The organism is Streptosporangium sp. NBC_01469 (genome assembly GCF_036227305.1).
Lineage (GTDB): Bacteria > Actinomycetota > Actinomycetes > Streptosporangiales > Streptosporangiaceae > Streptosporangium.
Window position 1 is genome coordinate 3833033 of the sequence record NZ_CP109465.1, and the last position, 19557, is coordinate 3852589.

Annotated in this window: 9 protein-coding genes and 3 rRNA genes; 6 read left to right on the forward strand and 6 right to left on the reverse strand. The window is 65.4% G+C overall.

The features are described from left to right. Positions 1-3: 3 nt before the first annotated feature. The gene (locus tag OG587_RS17265) at positions 4-1131 is read right to left on the reverse strand and encodes an AI-2E family transporter (RefSeq protein WP_329091495.1); all 1128 of its coding nucleotides are present in this window, start codon (positions 1129-1131) and stop codon (positions 4-6) included. Positions 1132-1682: 551 nt separating this feature from the next. On the opposite strand from OG587_RS17265, the gene OG587_RS17270 reads away from it, so the two are divergent. The 3 genes from OG587_RS17270 to rrf all read left to right on the forward strand — a co-directional run bounded on the left by OG587_RS17270 (position 1683) and on the right by rrf (position 7015). Then, positions 1683-3206 (forward strand): 16S ribosomal RNA (locus OG587_RS17270). A 436-nt stretch (positions 3207-3642) separates the two neighbouring features. Continuing rightward, positions 3643-6767 (forward strand): 23S ribosomal RNA (locus OG587_RS17275). Positions 6768-6898: 131 nt separating this feature from the next. Continuing rightward, a 5S ribosomal RNA gene (gene rrf / locus OG587_RS17280) occupies positions 6899-7015 on the forward strand. The 16S, 23S and 5S rRNA genes sit together here, the layout of an rRNA operon. Before the next feature lie 313 nt (positions 7016-7328). Here the strand turns inward: rrf and OG587_RS17285 are convergent. Further along, positions 7329-8576, reverse strand: a complete 1248-nt coding sequence (locus tag OG587_RS17285; protein ID WP_329091496.1) for a phosphodiester glycosidase family protein — start codon at positions 8574-8576, stop codon at positions 7329-7331. 544 nt (positions 8577-9120) lie between these two features. Here OG587_RS17285 and OG587_RS17290 point away from each other — a divergent pair. Next, positions 9121-9258 (forward strand): hypothetical protein, encoded by a 138-nt coding sequence (locus tag OG587_RS17290; protein ID WP_329091498.1) that lies wholly within the window; start codon positions 9121-9123, stop codon positions 9256-9258. Positions 9259-9533: 275 nt separating this feature from the next. Here the strand turns inward: OG587_RS17290 and OG587_RS17295 are convergent, their stop codons facing one another. From OG587_RS17295 to OG587_RS17305, 3 genes are all read right to left on the reverse strand, one after another. Continuing rightward, positions 9534-9929: a cupin domain-containing protein gene (locus OG587_RS17295; protein WP_329091500.1), complete on the reverse strand. Its 396-nt coding sequence runs from the start codon at positions 9927-9929 to the stop codon at positions 9534-9536. Positions 9930-9938: 9 nt separating this feature from the next. Next, the gene (locus OG587_RS17300) at positions 9939-11564 is read right to left on the reverse strand and encodes a PucR family transcriptional regulator (protein ID WP_329091502.1); all 1626 of its coding nucleotides are present in this window, start codon (positions 11562-11564) and stop codon (positions 9939-9941) included. 174 nt (positions 11565-11738) lie between these two features. Then, entirely contained in the window at positions 11739-11876 is a 138-nt protein-coding gene (locus OG587_RS17305; protein ID WP_329091504.1) for a hypothetical protein, read from the reverse strand. A gap of 467 nt (positions 11877-12343) precedes the next feature. Here OG587_RS17305 and OG587_RS17310 point away from each other — a divergent pair, with 467 nt between their 5' ends. Beyond that, positions 12344-16864 carry a hybrid sensor histidine kinase/response regulator gene (locus OG587_RS17310; RefSeq protein WP_329091506.1) on the forward strand — a complete coding sequence of 1507 codons (4521 nt, stop codon included), beginning with the start codon at positions 12344-12346 and terminating at the stop codon, positions 16862-16864. Between the two features lie 62 nt (positions 16865-16926). On the opposite strand, the gene OG587_RS17315 is transcribed toward OG587_RS17310, so the two are convergent. Further along, on the reverse strand, positions 16927-17700 hold the full coding sequence (locus OG587_RS17315) for a TetR/AcrR family transcriptional regulator (RefSeq protein ID WP_329091508.1): 774 nt from the start codon (positions 17698-17700) through the stop codon (positions 16927-16929). 54 nt (positions 17701-17754) lie between these two features. Between OG587_RS17315 and OG587_RS17320 the strand changes: the two genes are divergently transcribed. Beyond that, positions 17755-19269: an MFS transporter gene (locus tag OG587_RS17320; protein WP_329091510.1), complete on the forward strand. Its 1515-nt coding sequence runs from the start codon at positions 17755-17757 to the stop codon at positions 19267-19269. Positions 19270-19557: the final 288 nt, after the last annotated feature.

Below are 19557 nucleotides of genomic sequence, written 5' to 3' on the forward strand. Positions count from 1 at the left end.
ACCTCAGGGTACGTGCGACGAAGTCCTTCCCCGGTCTCCGTGGTCCTTCCCCCGGTCTCCGTCTGGTTTCCCGCCCGTCGCGGGGTGCCCGTCGTCGGGAACGTCCCCGGAGACGAGGGCGGCGGCCCAGCCGCCGTCGGGATCGCTGTCGATCAGCAGCGCGCGGGTCAGCAGGCTGAGCGGGATGGCCAGCAGCGCGCCCAGCGGGCCGAGAAGGAACGTCCACAGGATGAGAGAGAGGAAGGTCACGGTGGTGGACAGGCCGACGGCGTCACCGAGGAACTTCGGCTGGATCAGCGACTGCACCACAAAGTTGATCAGTATGTAGGCGACGATCACGAAGAGCATGGTCCTGGGCCCGCCCTCCAGGAGGCCGAGCAGGGCGGGCGGGATCAACCCCAGGACGAAGCCGACGTTGGGGATGTAGTTCGTGATCAGCGCCAGTACCCCCCAGAGGAGGGGGAGCGGTACGCCGAGGACCCAGAGCGCGGCCACGTCCAGTGCTGAGCAGACCAGCCCGAACCCCGTCGAGACCAGGAGATAACGGCGGGTCTTGTGGGCGAAGTCGCCGAGTGCCCCGATGAGCAGGGGCCTGCGCGCCGCCCCCATGGCGAGGATCCTGGAGAAGGCCCGCGCGTCCAGGCACATGGCCAGGAGCAGGACGATGACGAGGACCAGGCCGGAGAACACGCCCAGCAGTCCTGAGACGAATCCCTGCGCGAGCGCGAAGATCTTGCCGGGGTCGAAGGAGTTGATCGCCTCGTTCATCTGCTGGGTGCCGATGCCGAGCCTGGCCGCCTGCCGCTGCGCCTCCGCGACGAGCTGGTTGAACTGCGCGTCGTAGGTGGGGGCGAGTGCCGCCATCTGCGCGACCGCCACGGTCAGGATCGCCACCATGCCCAGGAGCACCAGCAGCACGATCGCCAGGGGGACCGCCACCAGCGTCCACCCGGGAGCGCCGCGCTCGCGAAGCCGTGTTCTGACCGGGGAGACCGCCAGGACCAGGACGAGGGCCAGTAACACCGGCCCGACGATCGACCCGATCTCCCTGATCCCCGCCAGGGTGACCACGGCTCCCGCGGTGCAGAGGAGCACGACGAGCGCTCTGGGCAACACTCTTTGGTCCGTCATAACGGCCCCCTACCCAGCGGATGAGAAACACGTCATGGCAGGGCGCCTGCTTCGATTTGACGGACCTCGGCGCCGTACATAGAGTTCACAGGCCCGAGGGGGTTGGCGGAGATCGCCAAAGCCTCGGGACCCTCCTTCTGATCATCTCCCTTCGTTGGGACGCGTGCGTCACGACGAAGTTCGATTGGACAACAATCGGATGTTGGAGTAAGTTAGAGGGGTTGCCCTGGAAACGGGGTGGTCGCAATCCTAGCGGGTTCGGCGGGTTCGAGTCGAGGGTCGGAAAATCCGACAGTTTGACACGAAACCGGCACTCCCGATAAGATAGTAATACGAAATGGAACGCCCCGGAGTTCTGGTCGGCCGGTTGGTCGGGTCAGGGTGATGGTGTACGCGTCCGTTTCTTGAGAACTCAACAGTGTGTTAAAAGCCAGTGCATGAAGCACAACCCCGTCCTACCACTCTTTTCGGGTGGGGGATGGATTCCTTTGGTTGATTACATCCACCATGTGTGGTGGGTGCTTTCAGCTGGGTAAGGACTGTTCAGACATTGTTTGGAGAGTTTGATCCTGGCTCAGGACGAACGCTGGCGGCGTGCTTAACACATGCAAGTCGAGCGGAAAGGCCCTTCGGGGTACTCGAGCGGCGAACGGGTGAGTAACACGTGAGTAACCTGCCCCTGACTCTGGGATAAGCCCGGGAAACTGGGTCTAATACCGGATATGACACATGACGGCATCGTTGGTGTGTGGAAAGTTTTTCGGTTGGGGATGGACTCGCGGCCTATCAGCTTGTTGGTGGGGTAATGGCCTACCAAGGCGACGACGGGTAGCCGGCCTGAGAGGGCGACCGGCCACACTGGGACTGAGACACGGCCCAGACTCCTACGGGAGGCAGCAGTGGGGAATATTGCGCAATGGGCGAAAGCCTGACGCAGCGACGCCGCGTGGGGGATGACGGCCTTCGGGTTGTAAACCTCTTTCAGCAGGGACGAAGTTGACGTGTACCTGCAGAAGAAGCGCCGGCTAACTACGTGCCAGCAGCCGCGGTAATACGTAGGGCGCAAGCGTTGTCCGGAATTATTGGGCGTAAAGAGCTCGTAGGTGGCTTGTCACGTCGGGTGTGAAAGCTTGGGGCTTAACTCCAGGTCTGCATTCGATACGGGCTGGCTAGAGGTAGGTAGGGGAGAACGGAATTCCTGGTGTAGCGGTGAAATGCGCAGATATCAGGAGGAACACCGGTGGCGAAGGCGGTTCTCTGGGCCTTACCTGACGCTGAGGAGCGAAAGCGTGGGGAGCGAACAGGATTAGATACCCTGGTAGTCCACGCTGTAAACGTTGGGCGCTAGGTGTGGGGACCTTCCACGGTTTCCGCGCCGTAGCTAACGCATTAAGCGCCCCGCCTGGGGAGTACGGCCGCAAGGCTAAAACTCAAAGGAATTGACGGGGGCCCGCACAAGCGGCGGAGCATGTTGCTTAATTCGACGCAACGCGAAGAACCTTACCAAGGCTTGACATCGCCCGGAAACACTCAGAGATGGGTGCCTCTTCGGACTGGGTGACAGGTGGTGCATGGCTGTCGTCAGCTCGTGTCGTGAGATGTTGGGTTAAGTCCCGCAACGAGCGCAACCCTTGTTCAATGTTGCCAGCACGCTCCTTCGGGGGTGGTGGGGACTCATTGGAGACTGCCGGGGTCAACTCGGAGGAAGGTGGGGATGACGTCAAGTCATCATGCCCCTTATGTCTTGGGCTGCAAACATGCTACAATGGCCGGTACAGAGGGTTGCGATACCGCAAGGTGGAGCGAATCCCTAAAAGCCGGTCTCAGTTCGGATTGGGGTCTGCAACTCGACCCCATGAAGTCGGAGTCGCTAGTAATCGCAGATCAGCAACGCTGCGGTGAATACGTTCCCGGGCCTTGTACACACCGCCCGTCACGTCACGAAAGTCGGCAACACCCGAAGCCCGTGGCCCAACCAGCTTGTCTGGGGGGAGCGGTCGAAGGTGGGGCTGGCGATTGGGACGAAGTCGTAACAAGGTAGCCGTACCGGAAGGTGCGGCTGGATCACCTCCTTTCTAAGGAGCACCGGCTCACTTCCGTCCAGCTTGGCTGGGTGGGATGGGTCTATGTCGCGGTCAGGGGCGAATGTTCCCTGCGTGACACGCTCATTAGTGGAGCACTGGCTACTCGGATCGGCTTGGTCGCTGGCCGGCTAGTACCGCCCTCTTCGGAGGGAGTGGGAACGACGGTTTCAGGGGTTGGGCTGGTTCGAACACACTGTTGGGTCCTGAGGAAACGGACCATGTTCGGGGCTGCTGCCGGTTGGTGGTGGCCCTGGTGCCTGCCCCGGGTTCGGGGTGGGTGTCTGTTTTGCCTCGTGCGGGGCCGACCTCCTGTCAGACCAGTTCACAGCTGCGCATGTTTTGTGTGTGGTGGTGGGTGTTGGTGGCGGGGTGGGTTTGGTCGCTGTTTGTTGTTTGAGATTTGCATAGTGGACGCGAGCATCTTTGTGGCCAAGTTTTTTAGGGCACACGGTGGATGCCTTGGCATCAGGAGCCGATGAAGGACGTGGGAGGCTGCGTTAAGCCCCGGGGAGTCGCCAACCAGACTTTGATCCGGGGATGTCCGAATGGGGAAACCTAGCACCAGTCATGTGGTGTTGCCTCCGCCTGAATGTATAGGGCGGTTGGTGGTAACGCGGGGAAGTGAAACATCTCAGTACCCGTAGGAAGAGAAAACAAATAGTGATTCCGTGAGTAGTGGTGAGCGAAAGCGGATCAGGCTAAACCGTAGGCGTGTGATAGCCGGCAGGCGTTGCGTTTGCGGGGTTGTGGGACCCTCTGGGAGGAACTGCCGTTTCTCCAGACAGTTAGAAATCCTTCCGATAGTCGAAGCTTCTGGGAAGTTGCGCCGTAGACCGTGAGAGTCGGGTAGGCGAAATTGGTTGGACTGTTTGAGGGGATCCCAAGTAGCACGGGGCCCGAGAAATCCTGTGTGAATCTGCCAGGACCACCTGGTAAGCCTAAATACTCCCTGATGACCGATAGTGAACAAGTACCGTGAGGGAAAGGTGAAAAGCGCCCCGGTGAGGGGTCGTGAAATAGTACCTGAAACCGTGTGCCTACAAGCCGTAGGAGCGTAAACGAGGTTCGCCTTGTTTGTGATGTGACTGCGTGCCTTTTGAAGAATGAGCCTGCGAGTTATGGTGTGTGGCGAGGTTAACCCGTGTGGGGGAGCCGTAGCGAAAGCGAGTCTGAATAGGGCGTTTGAGTCGCATGCTGTAGACCCGAAGCGGAGTGATCTAGGCATGGGCAGGTTGAAGCGCGGGTAAGACCGCGTGGAGGACCGAACCCACCAGGGTTGAAAACCTGGGGGATGACCTGTGTTTAGGGGTGAAAGGCCAATCAAACTCCGTGATAGCTGGTTCTCCCCGAAATGCATTTAGGTGCAGCGTTACGTGTTTCTTGCCGGAGGTAGAGCACTGGATGGCTAATGGGCCCGACAAGGTTACTGACGTCAGCCAAACTCCGAATGCCGGTAAGTGAGAGCGTAGCAGTGAGACTGCGGGGGATAAGCTCCGTAGTCGAGAGGGAAACAGCCCAGACCACCGACTAAGGCCCCTAAGCGTGTGCTAAGTGGGAAAGGATGTGGAGTCGCAGTGACAACCAGGAGGTTGGCTTAGAAGCAGCCACCCTTGAAAGAGTGCGTAATAGCTCACTGGTCAAGTGATTCTGCGCCGACAATGTAGCGGGGCTCAAGTACACCGCCGAAGTCGTGGCATTCACACATGTACCGAGCCTTTGTGGTTTAGGTGTGTGGATGGGTAGGGGAGCGTCGTGCGGCCGGGGAAGCAGCGGAGTGATCCAGCTGTGGAGGCTGTGCGAGTGAGAATGCAGGCATGAGTAGCGAATCAGAAGTGAGAAACTTCTGCGCCGGATGACCAAGGGTTCCTGGGGCAGGCTAATCCGCCCAGGGTAAGTCGGGACCTAAGGCGAGGCCGACAGGCGTAGTCGATGGACAACGGGTTGATATTCCCGTACCCGCTACGATGCGCCAATACTGAATCCAGTGATACTAAGGGTCCTTAACCCCCTTGAGCCTTCGGGCTTGGGGTGAGGGTGAACGCCTGGCCTGAACTGGTAGTAGGTAAGCGATGGGGTGACGCAGGAAGGTAGCCCAGCCCAGGCGATGGTAGTCCTGGGGTAAGCATGTAGGACGCGTTGTAGGCAAATCCGCAGCGCATTAAGTCTGAGATGTGATGCCGAGCCGATTGTGGCGAAGTGGGTGATCCTATGCTGCCGAGAAAAGCCTCTAGTGAGTGTCGTGGCGGCCCGTACCCTAAACCGACTCAGGTGGTCAGGTAGAGAATACTAAGGCGATCGGGTGAACTGTGGTTAAGGAACTCGGCAAATTGCCCCCGTAACTTCGGGAGAAGGGGGGCCTTCGCTGGTGATGAGCTTCGCGCTCTGAGCTGGTGGGGGTCGCAGAGGCCGGGGGAAGCGACTGTTTACTAAAAACACAGGTCCGTGCGAAGTCGTAAGACGATGTATACGGACTGACGCCTGCCCGGTGCTGGAACGTTAAGGGGACCGGTTAGTGCACTTTGGTGTGCGAAGCTGAGAACTTAAGCGCCAGTAAACGGCGGTGGTAACTATAACCATCCTAAGGTAGCGAAATTCCTTGTCGGGTAAGTTCCGACCTGCACGAATGGCGTAACGACTTCCCCGCTGTCTCAACCGCAGACCCGGCGAAATTGCACTACGAGTAAAGATGCTCGTTACGCGCAGCAGGACGGAAAGACCCCGGGACCTTCACTATAGCTTGACATTGGCGTTTGGAACGTCTTGTGTAGGATAGGTGGGAGACGGTGAAGCTATCACGCTAGTGGTGGTGGAGTCATTGGTGAAATACCACTCTGGTCGTTTTGAACGTCTAACTTCGGTCCGTGATCCGGATCAGGGACAGTGTCTGGTGGGTAGTTTAACTGGGGCGGTTGCCTCCTAAAGAGTAACGGAGGCGCCCAAAGGTTCCCTCAGCCTGGTTGGCAATCAGGTGTCGAGTGTAAGTGCACAAGGGAGCTTGACTGTGAGACCGACGGGTCGAGCAGGAGCGAAAGCTGGGACTAGTGATCCGGCGGTGGCATGTGGAAGCGCCGTCGCTCAACGGCTAAAAGGTACCCCGGGGATAACAGGCTGATCTTCCCCAAGAGTCCATATCGACGGGATGGTTTGGCACCTCGATGTCGGCTCGTCGCATCCTGGGGCTGGAGTAGGTCCCAAGGGTTGGGCTGTTCGCCCATTAAAGCGGTACGCGAGCTGGGTTTAGAACGTCGCGAGACAGTTCGGTCCCTATCCGCTGCGCGCGCAGGAGACTTGAAAGGAGCTGTCCCTAGTACGAGAGGACCGGGACGGACGAACCTCTGGTGTGCCAGTTGTTCCGCCAGGAGCACGGCTGGTTGGCTACGTTCGGAAGGGATAACCGCTGAAAGCATCTAAGCGGGAAGCTCGCCTTGAGATGAGGTCTCCCACCATGAGAGTGGGTAAGGCTCCCGGTAGACGACCGGGTTGATAGGCTGGAAGTGGAAGCGCAGTAATGTGTGGAGCTGACCAGTACTAATAGGCCGAGGACTTGACCACAAAGCAACATGCTTGGTCTGTGCAGCGCTCTGTCCCTTCGCCGGGTCCGGAGCAGCGCCAGACCAAGGTCTTGCTCGCGTCCACTACGCAATTCTGAGACAACAAACAATGGTTTGTGTGTTTCATAGGGTTACGGCGGTTATGGCGAAGGGGAAACACCCGGTTACATTCCGAACCCGGAAGTTAAGCTCTTCAGCGCCGATGGTACTGCACCGGGGACGGTGTGGGAGAGTAGGTCACCGCCGGACAATCTTTTACGAAGGCCCCCACCATTGGTGGGGGCCTTCGTGCTTTCCCGAGTCTTTTCCGGCTCGCGGCTCTTCCGCGGGCCCTGGCCACTCCCGACCTGTTCATGCCCTGCTTACGGGTCTTTCCTGCGGTCGGGCCTCCCCGGGTTCACGCCGGATCCCGTAAGAAGCAGCCCTCGGAACAGGAAGAGCGATCCGAGGAAAGGTGACCCTCGGAAACGAGGACCACCGACGAACGAGAGTCCGGACAACGGAGAGGCCCCGGCCCTCCCGGGCCGGGGCCTCTCCGTCAAGTCACCTGAGTCATCGCTCGTCAGGGCGTGATGAAGAGGCCGTCACCCACGGTTCGCTCCGCGCCGTCCGAGGGCCGGTTCACGGCCTTGTGGCCGACGACCATCACGCTGGAGCCGCCGCCGTCGAAGTTGATGGCCTGCTTGGCTCCCAGCCACCGCATCAGCTGGGCCGCCTCCACCATCGAGGCGCCCACGGTGACGCCCGGGTTGCGCCCGTCGACCGTGGCCAGGATCAGCCCGCCCGACTTGTCGATACCGACCATCGTGCGCGGGTGGCGCCGGAGCATCATGTTGATCGAGGCGTGTCCGTCGGCCGCCGCGGTGATGCGTACCCGGCCGTTCCTGACCAGCCCGACCCCGCCGCCCATGACGTGTGTCTCCGGGGTGAGCGGTATGGCCTGCTGGGTACGCAGGTCGATGACCTTGTTGTCTACCTTCATCCAGGTTCCCTGACCGTGTTCCTGGAGCCAGACGGCCATGAGGCCGGTGCCGTGGAGCAGGTAGGTGCCCCGGGCGACGATGCCGCCGGCCTGGCGGACCTTGATGACCTTGCCCTGGGCGGCGTCGACGACGACCTCGATGCCGCCGTCGGCGGCCGTCTTGCCGCCGAACTCCTCGGTGTAGAGGACGAGCTCGTCGGTGCCGGCGGCCCGGTTGATGCCGTTGACCTCGGTCTTCGTCCCATCGGAGGAGATCGCGGTGACCGTGGTCTTCAGCTCGGTGATCCGCGCCTTGCGGCCCTGGGTGATGACGAGGCCGCTACGGCCCGGCACGGCCTCGCTGAGGAGCCTGCCGCCCACGACGGACACGCCGACCGGGTCGCCCTGGAGCGCCTTGGCCGTGTGGATGTTGAAGAAGCCACCGTTGACCCCGGCGATGGCGCCGGTCAGCTTCGACATCGAGCTGGTGCTCTCGCGCTTGGCCACACTCTTGCCGATGCTCGTCTTGAAGGATCCCCTGAACGCCTTCGGGTCCACCATCAGCACGCGCATGTCCCAGGGGCCGGTGGTCTCGGTGCCGTCGTCACCGAGATAGTCGGTCTTGGCCCGGACGTCGAGCTCCTTGAGTTCCTTCACAACCTTGTCGGCCTTGGCCCGCTGGCCGAACGACCACAGGCCGGTCCGGACCATGTAACGCTCCACGGAGGGAGCGTCCGCGGCGGCGGGCTGCACGACTTTCAGAATCTCGGGGGTGAATCCCGCGGCTTCCACCGCCTGGGCGACCGTCTGCGCCGTGACAAGGGAACCGGCATCATGCCCGTTGGGCATAAGAGCGGAAACTGTCCATCCTTGGGTGGATTTGCCGTGTTTCACACTAAAAAGGGTAATTCCTGGCGCCACGCTCTGCTGGTTCTTCACCGGCGCCATGCTCACGCCCAGAGGGAACGCGGAGGAGGGAAACCCCGAACCCACCTGCTCCGCCTCGGCGGGAATCGCCACGGTGGCAGTGAGTGTCAAGGCCGTCAATCCGGCGACAAGGTGTCGCGACATGTGCATCTCTCCCCGTTGGTCTCCGACTTCGTGCACCATCGTGCCGAGATCTACGAGTCAAGGGGAGCGAAACGCGCGAAACATCCCGAGAAAGTGTTGTTACTCACGCGCGGCCATCGGACGGACGGGAAGAGGCCGAGGGAAATTCACATGCCCGTGAAGACCCCGGCCGGGTCAATGCCCCTGGTCAATAAGGATTAGTCCCCGGGCGTTTCGTCACGTGGGCGAGAAAGTGGCGCTACGGTGCGGTAGGCCGCATTTCCTCAGATCAAGCGGCACAACTTTCCGAGAGGCAGCCGTCATGGGGCTGAGCGTTCTCATCGTGATCATCGCAAGCGTGCTCCTGGGTGTCATCCTCGGGGCGATCCTGACGCGTCCGCGCCGCTGGGATCTCCACATCTGCGCCGATGACCCCGTCGACCACGTCCGCATGGACACCGCGTCCGACAGACACGGTTAGTCCAGACACCCACTTCAGACACCGTCAATTCAGGCAGACACGGTTGGCCGGGGAGGTCCGGAAGATTCCCGGGAGTCACGGGGAGCTCGAAGAAGTCGCCGCATGACTTCGAGGCACCGCATGACTTCGGGAATCGTCACGTGACAGACCCGGAGACGCGCCGAAGGACGGACCGCGAGACACGGTCACCACGGAAACCGGTGACCGTGGGAAACGGTCGAGCACCTGCGGGCCGTACGGAATGCGGATTCCGTGCGACCCGCGCCCTGATTCCGTCAGCCCACGCAGTGATACACCTTGCGCAGGGTCTCGTGGACGATCCAGACGGTCTTGGCGCCCTCGGCGAGCAGGCAGACCGACCCGGGGACGAGCTCCAGCGTGGCGCCGCCGTCGACCTCCAGCGTGGCGCGGCCGGACAGGACCACGAACATCTCGTCACGTTCCACATCGATGACCGTGCCCGGCGTGATCTCCCAGATGCCCCGGCTCTGCCCGCCGTCCGGCGAGGACCACAGCTCGACCGACGAGACGCGCGGAGTGCCCGCCAGGATCTGGTGGGGCTCCAGCTCGCCGGGTGACAGCCGTACGTCGTCGGTGGGCACGGAGAACGCCCCGGCGGCGACGACCATCCGGGCCAGATCGGCGGTCTCGGGGACGAAGATCTCGGGCATGGGGACCTTTCAGGAACGGGGGCTGTCTCTCCGGAAGGACTCCAGCGCCAGGAGGGCGACGTGGAGGGAGAGGCAGGATTCGACATCGTCCAGATCGGTGTCGAGAACGCGCTCCAGCCTACGGAGGCGATCGTAGAAGGCGGGCCTGGAAAGGTGGGCCCTCTGGGCGGCGACGGCCTTGTTGCGGCCCGCGTCGAGATAGACCCGCAGGATCCTGGTGAGATCGCCGCCACGCTGGGCGTCGTGGGCGAGCAGCGGTCCGAGCTCGCGCTCGGCGAAGGTCTGCAGCCGGGCGTCGTCGCGCAGAAGGTGGAGCAGGCCCCTCAGGCGGAGGTCGGGCAGCCGGTAGAAGGCACGGCCGTCGGGCTGCCTGACGGCCACGTCGGCGACCTGCTCGGCCTCCAGGAAACTCCTCCGTACATCGCGGACCGACTCGACCACGGAGCCGGCGGCGAGGACGAAGGGGATCGTGAAGGCCGCGCGCAGGCGGTCGGCGAGCGTGGTCAGCGCGGACTCGGGGAGGACTCGCGGCGGCAGGGGAAGCAGGACGCCGATCCGGTTCTGGTCCAGGGCGCCGACGAGGGCGGGGAGGCGGGCCTCGCGGCAGGCGGCGGCGGCCGCGTCCGCGAGCTCGCCGAGCTGGGCGAGCTGTTCCTGGCCCTCCAGCGGTTTCTCCGTGGACTCGGCCAGGCGGAGTACCACGCTGATGAGCTTGCGGCCGGTGAGCGACACACCGACCGCGCGGGCGCGTGCCGCGGCCTCCTCGGGGTCGGCGTACGCGTGCGTCAGGATTCCGGTGATGATCGTGCCGTGTGCCTGGCGTTCCAGTGACTCCTGGTGGCGCTCCAGCAGGCGGCCCAGGGCGAGGGTGGTCGCGGCGCGCTCGGCGAGCACGATGTCGCGCGGTCCCGGCTCCGTGTCGCAGAGCATGATCAGGCGGCCCCAGTCCTGGCCCCGCGCGCCGACCATGGTGACCAGCCAGCCGGAGGCGGCGTCGTAGGCGGTGCGCAGGTCGGATGCCACCGCGCGGGAGCGGGTCTCCCAGCCCACCAGCAGCGAGCCGGTGTCGCGGCCGGCGGTCTCGCAGGCCAGCACCTGGTGGGCGAGGTTCTCCAGCAGCGCGGGGTGTCCGGACAGCCGGGCGACCTGGCCGAGGACCTCCGCGGGGGAGGCGCCCTCGACCGACAGCTCGGTGAAGACCTCGTGCAGTTGCTCGGAGGCGCGGAGCTCCTCCAGCTGGATGTCGATGATCCGGGCGTGCACCGACTCGGTGATCTGCACGAACGGCGTCTCCCTGGCCAGGGTGATCAGCGGCAGACCGTGATCCTCGGCGGCGCGGACCACGGCGCCGGGCAGCTCCCCGATGAACTTGCGGCCCAGCTCCACGATCAGCCCCGACGCGCCCACGGCGACGAGCTCGGCGATGTAGTCGGCGAGCTTGCCGGGATCGTCGGGCAGGGCTATGCCGGTGGTGAGCACGAGCTCGCCTCCGCGCAGCAGGTGCGCGATGTCGGTCACCTCGCCCACGTGCACCCAGCGCACCCGGCTGTCCAGCCGGTCCGCTCCCGCCACGACCCGTGGGTTGCCCCGGCGGACGGTGTCCAGGGCGAGGACGTCGGCGACAGTAGGGAGCACCTGTCGAGAATATCCGATCAGCATGTAAGCGCGAGTGGGCTTTGCTTTACAGCCTGTTCGCTCCTGCCCGTTTCCCACCTGCTTCTCGTCCGGATACCCCCTTTTTTCCCTGCTTTCCGACTGCTTTCACCGCTTGCCGAAGAGTGTGATGGAAAAGTGGACACGGCGGCATAATCACCCGCCGAAGGTGTCCGCGAGGGCTTCCGGGCGTTCTGATCCGTCTGATCCGGCCTCCTGCAGCAGGGTGAGCGCCGTCTGCCACGCGGTCGATCTCGGTTTCTGCCCGCTGGTCGTCGGATCGGTGTCCGGCATGCTCAGGTACCTCCTTGAAGAATCGGTGACGGAGCCGGGCCGGCGCGCTACTTCTTCCCGGCGGAGGTCCGGCCCGGCCAGTCGCCGTACCGGATCTCGCCGAGGATCACGTCGTCGCCCTCCGGCACCGAGGTGTCCCAGAGCGGGGGCTCGCCCAAGTAATCCCAAAAATCGCCGTCGTGATGACCGGGCTGGTGCTCGTCGGCCTGTCGGCGCCCGCCGGGCGGCCGTCGCCGACGGCCTGAGCACGGGGAGACCTCCGCCCTCCGGTGTGGCGGCGGATCCGTGTGCCGTCGGTCCGTGACGGCCCGTGACGTTCCGGGGTGGGAGAGCGAGCGAAGGAGGCCGCTCACCAGGTCGGATGGCCGTCGGGCGCGCAGGATGATATTCAGGACGGCGGGGTTCTTTCCAGTTTCATCACCCTAGGATTACTTCACCTTTTACGGCCGAGGGACGCGATGGTGGACATGGTTGAGACCGCCGGCACGGTGCGGGGCAGGGCCACGAAGGGCGCTTCGGGCGTGGAGGAGCTGGATCTTCGCCAGCTCCTGGCCGGCCTGACCGCGGTGCGCGACGGCGACTTCGGCACACATCTGCCCGAGGACGGCGACGGGCTGCTGCAGGAGATCGCCACCGTTTTCAACGGGATGGTGGACCAGCTGTCGCTGTTCACCTCCGAGGTGACCCGGGTGGCCCGCGAGGTGGGCACCGAGGGGCAGCTGGGCGGGCAGGCCGAGGTGCCGGGTGTCTCCGGCACCTGGAAGGACCTCACCGACTCGGTGAACGCGATGGCGGGCAACCTCACCGACCAGGTGCGCGACATCGCCCAGGTGGCGACCGCGGTCGCCACCGGCGACCTGTCGCAGAAGATCACCGTGGACGTGCGCGGTGAGATCCTGGAGCTGAAGAACACGCTGAACACGATGGTGGACCAGCTGTCGTCGTTCGCCGACGAGGTCACCCGGGTGGCGCGTGAGGTGGGCACCGACGGCAGGCTGGGCGGCCAGGCGGAGGTGACCGGCGTCGCCGGTACCTGGCGTGACCTCACCGACTCGGTCAACTTCATGGCCGGCAACCTCACCGACCAGGTGCGCAGCATCGCGCAGGTCACCACGGCCGTCGCCAAGGGCGACCTGTCGCAGAAGATCACCGTGGACGCCCGGGGCGAGATCCTGGAGCTGAAGAACACCATCAACACGATGGTGGACCAGCTGTCGTCGTTCGCCGACGAGGTGACCCGGGTGGCGCGTGAGGTGGGCACCGACGGCAGGCTGGGCGGGCAGGCCGACGTCAAGGGCGTCTCGGGCACCTGGCGTGACCTCACCGACTCGGTCAACTACATGGCCGGCAACCTCACCGACCAGGTGCGCAACATCTCGCAGGTGGCCACCGCCGTCGCCCGCGGCGACCTGTCGCAGAAGATCACGGTCTCGGCGCGGGGCGAGATCCTGGAGCTGAAGAACACGCTGAACACGATGGTGGACCAGCTGTCGTCGTTCGCCGACGAGGTGACCCGGGTGGCGCGTGAGGTGGGCACCGACGGCAGGCTGGGCGGGCAGGCCGACGTCAAGGGCGTCTCGGGCACCTGGAAGGCGCTGACCGAGTCGGTGAACGTGATGGCCGACAACCTCACCGCCCAGGTGCGCAGCATCGCGCAGGTCACCACGGCCGTCGCCAAGGGCGACCTGTCGCAGAAGATCCGGGTCGACGCCCGCGGCGAGATCATGGAGCTGAAGGAGACCATCAACACGATGGTCGACCAGCTCTCGGCCTTCGCCGACGAGGTGACGCGGGTGGCGCGCGAGGTCGGCACCGAGGGCAACCTCGGTGGCCAGGCCACCGTGCGGGGGGTCTCCGGCACGTGGAAGGACCTCACCGACAACGTCAACTCGATGGCCAACAACCTGACCAGCCAGGTGCGGAGCATCGCGCAGGTCACCACGGCGGTGGCCAGGGGCGACCTGTCGCAGAAGATCACCGTCGAGGCCAAGGGCGAGGTCGCCGCGCTCGCCCAGACCATCAACACGATGGTCGACACGCTGAGCGCGTTCGCCGACGAGGTGACCCGGGTGGCCCGCGAGGTCGGCACCGAGGGCGAGCTGGGCGGCCAGGCGCGCGTGCCCAACGTGGCCGGTACGTGGAAGGACCTCACCGACAACGTCAACTCGATGGCCAACAACCTGACCAACCAGGTCCGCAACATAGCCCAGGTCACCACGGCGGTCGCGCAGGGCGACCTGACCAAGAAGATCGACGTGGACGCCCGGGGCGAGATCCTGGAGCTGAAGACCACGATCAACACGATGGTCGACCAGCTGTCGTCGTTCGCCGCGGAGGTCACCCGGGTGGCCCGCGAGGTCGGCAGCGAGGGGCGGCTGGGCGGCCAGGCCGAGGTCGAGGGCGTGTCCGGCACCTGGAAGCGGCTGACGGAGAACGTCAACGAGCTGGCCGGAAACCTCACCCGCCAGGTGCGGGCCATCGCCGAGGTGACGAGCGCGGTGACCTCCGGCGACCTCACCCGCTCGATCACCGTCGACGCCTCGGGCGAGGTGGCCGAGCTCAAGGACAACATCAACTCCATGGTGAAGTCGCTGCGCGAGACCACCCTGGCCAACCAGGAGCAGGACTGGCTCAAGTCGAACCTGGCCCGCATCTCGGGGTTGATGCAGGGCCACCGCGACCTCGCCGTCGTGGCCGAGCTGGTGATGAACGAGCTGGCCCCGCTGGTCTCCGCCCAGCACGGCACGTTCCTGCTCGCGGAGGAGAAACCGGACGGCTCCGAGCTGCGGGTGGTCGGCTGCTACGGCCACCGGGAGACCGGCCGCCGCCACTTCTTCGGGGACTCCCTGGTGGGACAGGCCGCCGTGGCCAAGCGGTCCATCCTGGTCGAGGACATCGCCCCCGGATACATCACCATCTCCTCAAGCCTGGGAGCGGCCGGTCCGGTCAACCTCATCGTGTTGCCGATCATCGTCGAGGACCAGGTGCTCGGGGTGATCGAGCTGGCCAGCCTCAACCGCTTCACCCAGGTGCACCGGGCCTTCCTGGAGCAGCTGGTGGAGACCATCGGCGTCAACGTCAACACGATCGTCGCCAACGCCCGTACCGACTCCCTGCTCACCGAGTCGCAGCGCCTCGCGACCGAGCTGCAGGTCGGGCAGGAGGAGTTGCAGCGCTCCAACGCCGAGCTGGAGGAGAAGGCGGAGCTGCTGGTCCGGCAGAACCACGACATCGAGACGAAGAACAGGGAGATCGAGCAGGCGCGGCAGGAGCTGGAGGACCGGGCCAAGCAGCTCGCGCTCGCCTCCAAGTACAAGAGCGAGTTCCTGGCCAACATGAGCCACGAGCTGCGCACGCCGCTCAACTCGCTGCTCATCCTGGCCCAGCTGCTGGCGCAGAACCCGGCCCGCAACCTCACCGCCAAGCAGGTGGAGTACGCCAACGTCATCCACTCGGCGGGCACCGACCTGCTCCAGCTGATCAACGACATCCTCGACCTGTCGAAGATCGAGGCGGGCAAGATGAACATCAGCCTGGAGCCGCTGCCGCTGCGGCAGCTCCTGGACTACGTCGAGGCCACCTTCCGCCCGCTGACCACGGAGAAGGGGCTGCGGTTCGACGTCGTGGTCGCCCCCGACGTGCCCGAGGAGCTGCTCATGGACGAGCAGCGGCTCAGGCAGGTGCTGCGGAACCTGCTCTCCAACGCGGTGAAGTTCACCGAGCGGGGCTCGGTCGAGCTCCGCATCGAGCGGGTGGGCATGATGAACCTGCCGGGGGCGTACGGGCAGGAGGCGCTCGCCTTCCAGGTCGTCGACACCGGCATCGGCATCGCCGAGGAGAACCTCTCCCAGATCTTCGACGCCTTCCAGCAGGCCGACGGCACGACCAGCCGCAAGTACGGCGGCACCGGGCTGGGGCTGTCCATCAGCCGCGAGATCGCCGCGCTCTTCAACGGCGAGATCCGGGCGGTCAGCGCCCTGGGCTCGGGCAGCACTTTCAGCCTCTACCTGCCGATCGCCGACCTCACCCCGGGCGCCTCCCGCGCGGACAGCGGAAGGAGCCTCGGCGCCGCGTCCGCCTCGGTCCTCCAGGCACTTCCCGCACCGGCGCCCGTACCTCTCCACGAGAGGTTCCCGGGGGCCGACGGGCGGCGCCTGCTCGTCGTGGAGTCCCGGCCCAACGGGCTGCTCTCGCAGCTGGCCGAGAGCGTCGTGGCCGACCTGCCCGAGACGCACGGTCCCGTCCAGGTGTCGACCGCGAACGACCCGGCCTCCGCGCTGGAGATCCTGGGGGCGGACGACCACCACTGCATCGTGCTCGACCTGGGCATGCGCCAGGACGCGGCGGCCGACTTCCTCCGCATGCTGGACGACGACCCGGTCCTGCGCGGGCTGCCGGTGCTCGCCCACCACACCCGCACGCTCACCCGGCCGCAGGAGAACCTCCTCAAGGGACGGTCCAACACCCAGCCGCTGGAGCGCCTGCCCAGCCTCGACGAGCTGCGCGAGCGCATCACCCTGCACCTGTCGGCGCCGGAGCCCGGCGACGTGCTGCCCCTGGTGCAGCCCAGCCCCGACGAGCGGCCCCAGCCGGTGGAGGAGGCGGACGCGGTGCTGATGGACAGGAAGGTCCTGGTCATCGACGACGACGTCCGCAATGTCTTCGCGCTGACCAACATCCTGGAGCTGCACGGCATGCAGGTCCTCTACGCGGAGAACGGCCGCAAGGGCATCGAGATCCTGTCGCGCAACGAGGACATCGACCTGGTCCTGATGGACATCATGATGCCGGAGATGGACGGCTACGCCGCGACCGCCGCCATCCGCAAGATGGCCGACTTCGCGGATCTGCCGATCATCGCGGTGACCGCCAAGGCCATGCAGGGAGACCGGGAGAAGACCCTGTCCGCGGGGGCCAGCGACTACGTCACCAAGCCCGTCGACGCCCAGGAGCTGCTCCGCCGCATCCAGCGGTGGCTGGAGATCTGAGGCGGGGCCTCCGGTGACCGTGAGCCGTCCCGGCGCGGCCGGGACGGCTCACGGTCACCGGGTCAGCGCGAGGCGGCGCCGTCGTCCTCGGCGGGCGAGCGGACCCGCGACGTCCGAGGTGAGGCCGCGCGGTTCAGGCGGGCCTCCAGGCCGTCGAGGAAGCAGGTCAGGCCGAACTCGAAGTTGAGCGCCCTCGCGGTGTCGACGTCCATGCACCTGTACTCCTTGTAGCGGGCGACCAGGTCGGGGTAGTCCGCCGCGGCCTTCTCCAGCGACGGCTGGATGGCCGCGTTCAGCTCGTTGGAGTCGAGGCCCGCCTCCTCGCGCAGGGCCCGCCAGGAGAGTTCGGGCGCGGTGACCCCCAGCACGTACGCCATGAGCGTGGAGGCGGCGTGGTCCTGGTCGAGGCCGCGGAACCCGGCGTGGTCGAAGGTGGCGACGAGCCGGCTCATCATCCGCATCGCGTTGGGGCCGATGGCGGGGGTCGTCCCGATGAAGCTCATGACCCAGGGATGTTTGAAGAGCGCCTGGCGGATGCCGTACGCGAAGGAGGAGGCGGCGTTGCGCCAGGTGGTCTCCTGGACGTCCAGGACGGTGAACTCGCCGTAGACCTCGTCGAGGACCAGCTCGAGCAGCTCGTTCTTGTTGGCCACGTGCCAGTAGACGCTGGTCGTCCCCGAGCCGAGTTTGGTGCCCAGGCGGCGCATGCTCAGTGCGTCCAGCCCCTCGGCGTCGAGCAGTTCCATCGCCGCGCGCACGATCTGCGCGCGGCTGAGGAGAGGACTCTTCGCGGTGCGCTGCTCGCGCGTCCAGACGGAGCTGAAGTGCTGTTTCACTGTTCAAGCATAAATCCGGTGGCACGCTGTTCGAGGTTATCGTACAGTGTGCGAGTGGAATCGAACACTGTACGAGTCGAACGCGATCCGAGGCGCTGGTGGATCCTCGGAGTGCTCTGCCTGAGCCTGCTGGTCCTCGTGGTGGACAACACCGTCCTGAATCTGGCGATCCCCGCCCTCATGGTCGACCTGGGGGCCAGCCCGGCGGACATCCAGTGGATCATCGACGCCTACGTCCTGGTCTTCGCCGGGCTGCTGCTCACCTCGGGCAGCCTGTCCGACCGCTACGGCCGCAAGCGCTTCCTGATCATCGGCCTGGTGCTGTTCGGCGGTGCCTCGCTGCTCGCCGTGCTGGTCACCGAGCCCTGGCACCTGATCGGCGCTCGCGCGCTGATGGGAGTCGGCGGCTCCATCCTGATGCCGAGCACCCTGTCGATCCTGATCACCGTCTTCGACGAGGAGGAGCGCCGCAAGGCGATCGCCGCGTGGAGCGCGGTGGCGATGGTCGGCGTGATCGCCGGTCCGACGCTGGGCGGCTTCCTGCTCGAACACTACTGGTGGGGATCGATCTTCCTGCTCAACGTGCCGGTCGCGGCCGTCGCCGTGATCGCGGCGGCGCTGCTGATGCCCGAGTCGCGCGGTCCGGCGAGAAGGCTCGACCCGATCGGAGTGGTGCTGTCCACAACCGGCATGAGCGCCCTGGTCTACGTGGTCATCTCCGCGCCGGCCGCGGGCTGGACCTCGGCGGAGTCGCTGACCGCCGCCGGGGTGGCGGTGGTCGCGCTGGGGGCGTTCGTGATCTGGGAGCTCAGGTCGGACCACCCGATGCTCCCGCTCGAACTGTTCCGCAACCGGAACTTCAGCGGGGCGTCGTTCTCGATCGTGCTGATGTCGTTCGGTACGGGCGCGCTGCTGCTGATGCTCACCCAGTACCTGCAGTTCGTGCTGGCCTACGGCCCCATGCAGGCCGGTCTCGCGCTGCTGCCGTACGCGGTGGCCGCCGCGCTGTTCAACGGGGTCGGCGCCGCTCTGGGGCAGAAGGTCAGCAACCGGGTGCTGGTCGCCGTCGGTCTCGCCGTGATGGCCGGCGGTTTCGGGGTGCTCGCCTTCATGACCGCCGACACCGGGTACGGCCTGCTGATCACCGGCCTCATGCTCATGGGGGTCGGCGGGGGCCTGGCGGGGCCCGCGGCCTACGCGACGCTGATGGGCGCGGTGCCGCCCGCCCACGCCGGTGTCGGGTCGGCGCTCAACGACACCGTCCAGCAGGTCGGCATGGCGCTGAGCATCGCCGTGCTCGGCAGCGTGCTGGCCGGGGTCTACACCTCGTCGATGCCCGCCGACGCCCCGGCCGCCGCACGCGAGTCGATCGGTGCGGCGCTGCGGCTGGGAGACGCGGGGGTGATCGGGACCGCGCGCGAGGCGTTCGTCTCGGCCATGTCGTTCGGCTCCTGGGTGGGTGTCGGCTTCACGCTGGCCGCCGCCACGCTGGCGTTCCTGGTGCTGCGCCCCGCGCCCGCGCCGGGGACCGGTTCGGACGACGCGGACCTGGTGAGAGCGGAGAGCTGAGAGGTTCTCCAGACCGTCGATCCCGTGCGTCCGCCCATCGGTGGCCGGCCTGCCCGAGCAGGTCGGCCACCACGCGTGGCGGCAGTACCCGGCGGCGCGGGTGCCCGGGTCCGGGCGTCGTACGTCACGCACCCGTGCTCGGTGCTGAGCCGGTAGCCCTGCGTGACTCCGGCGGGCGGCCGTGCGAGCCGGGCATGATTCATGTATTTCAGGTTGCTTTGATAGGAAATATGGGCGATGCTGGATTTTACAAAGCTTCATGACTGACGAAGCTCGGGCGGGGAACCT

Coding starts and splice junctions, on each gene's coding strand:
- OG587_RS17310 (WP_329091506.1), top strand. CDS start 12,344: ATGGTTGAGACCGCCGGCACGGTGCGGGGCAGGGCCACGAAGGGCGCT.
- OG587_RS17305 (WP_329091504.1), bottom strand. CDS start 11,876: ATGCCGGACACCGATCCGACGACCAGCGGGCAGAAACCGAGATCGACC.
- OG587_RS17265 (WP_329091495.1), bottom strand. CDS start 1,131: ATGACGGACCAAAGAGTGTTGCCCAGAGCGCTCGTCGTGCTCCTCTGC.
- OG587_RS17285 (WP_329091496.1), bottom strand. CDS start 8,576: ATGCCCAACGGGCATGATGCCGGTTCCCTTGTCACGGCGCAGACGGTC.
- OG587_RS17295 (WP_329091500.1), bottom strand. CDS start 9,929: ATGCCCGAGATCTTCGTCCCCGAGACCGCCGATCTGGCCCGGATGGTC.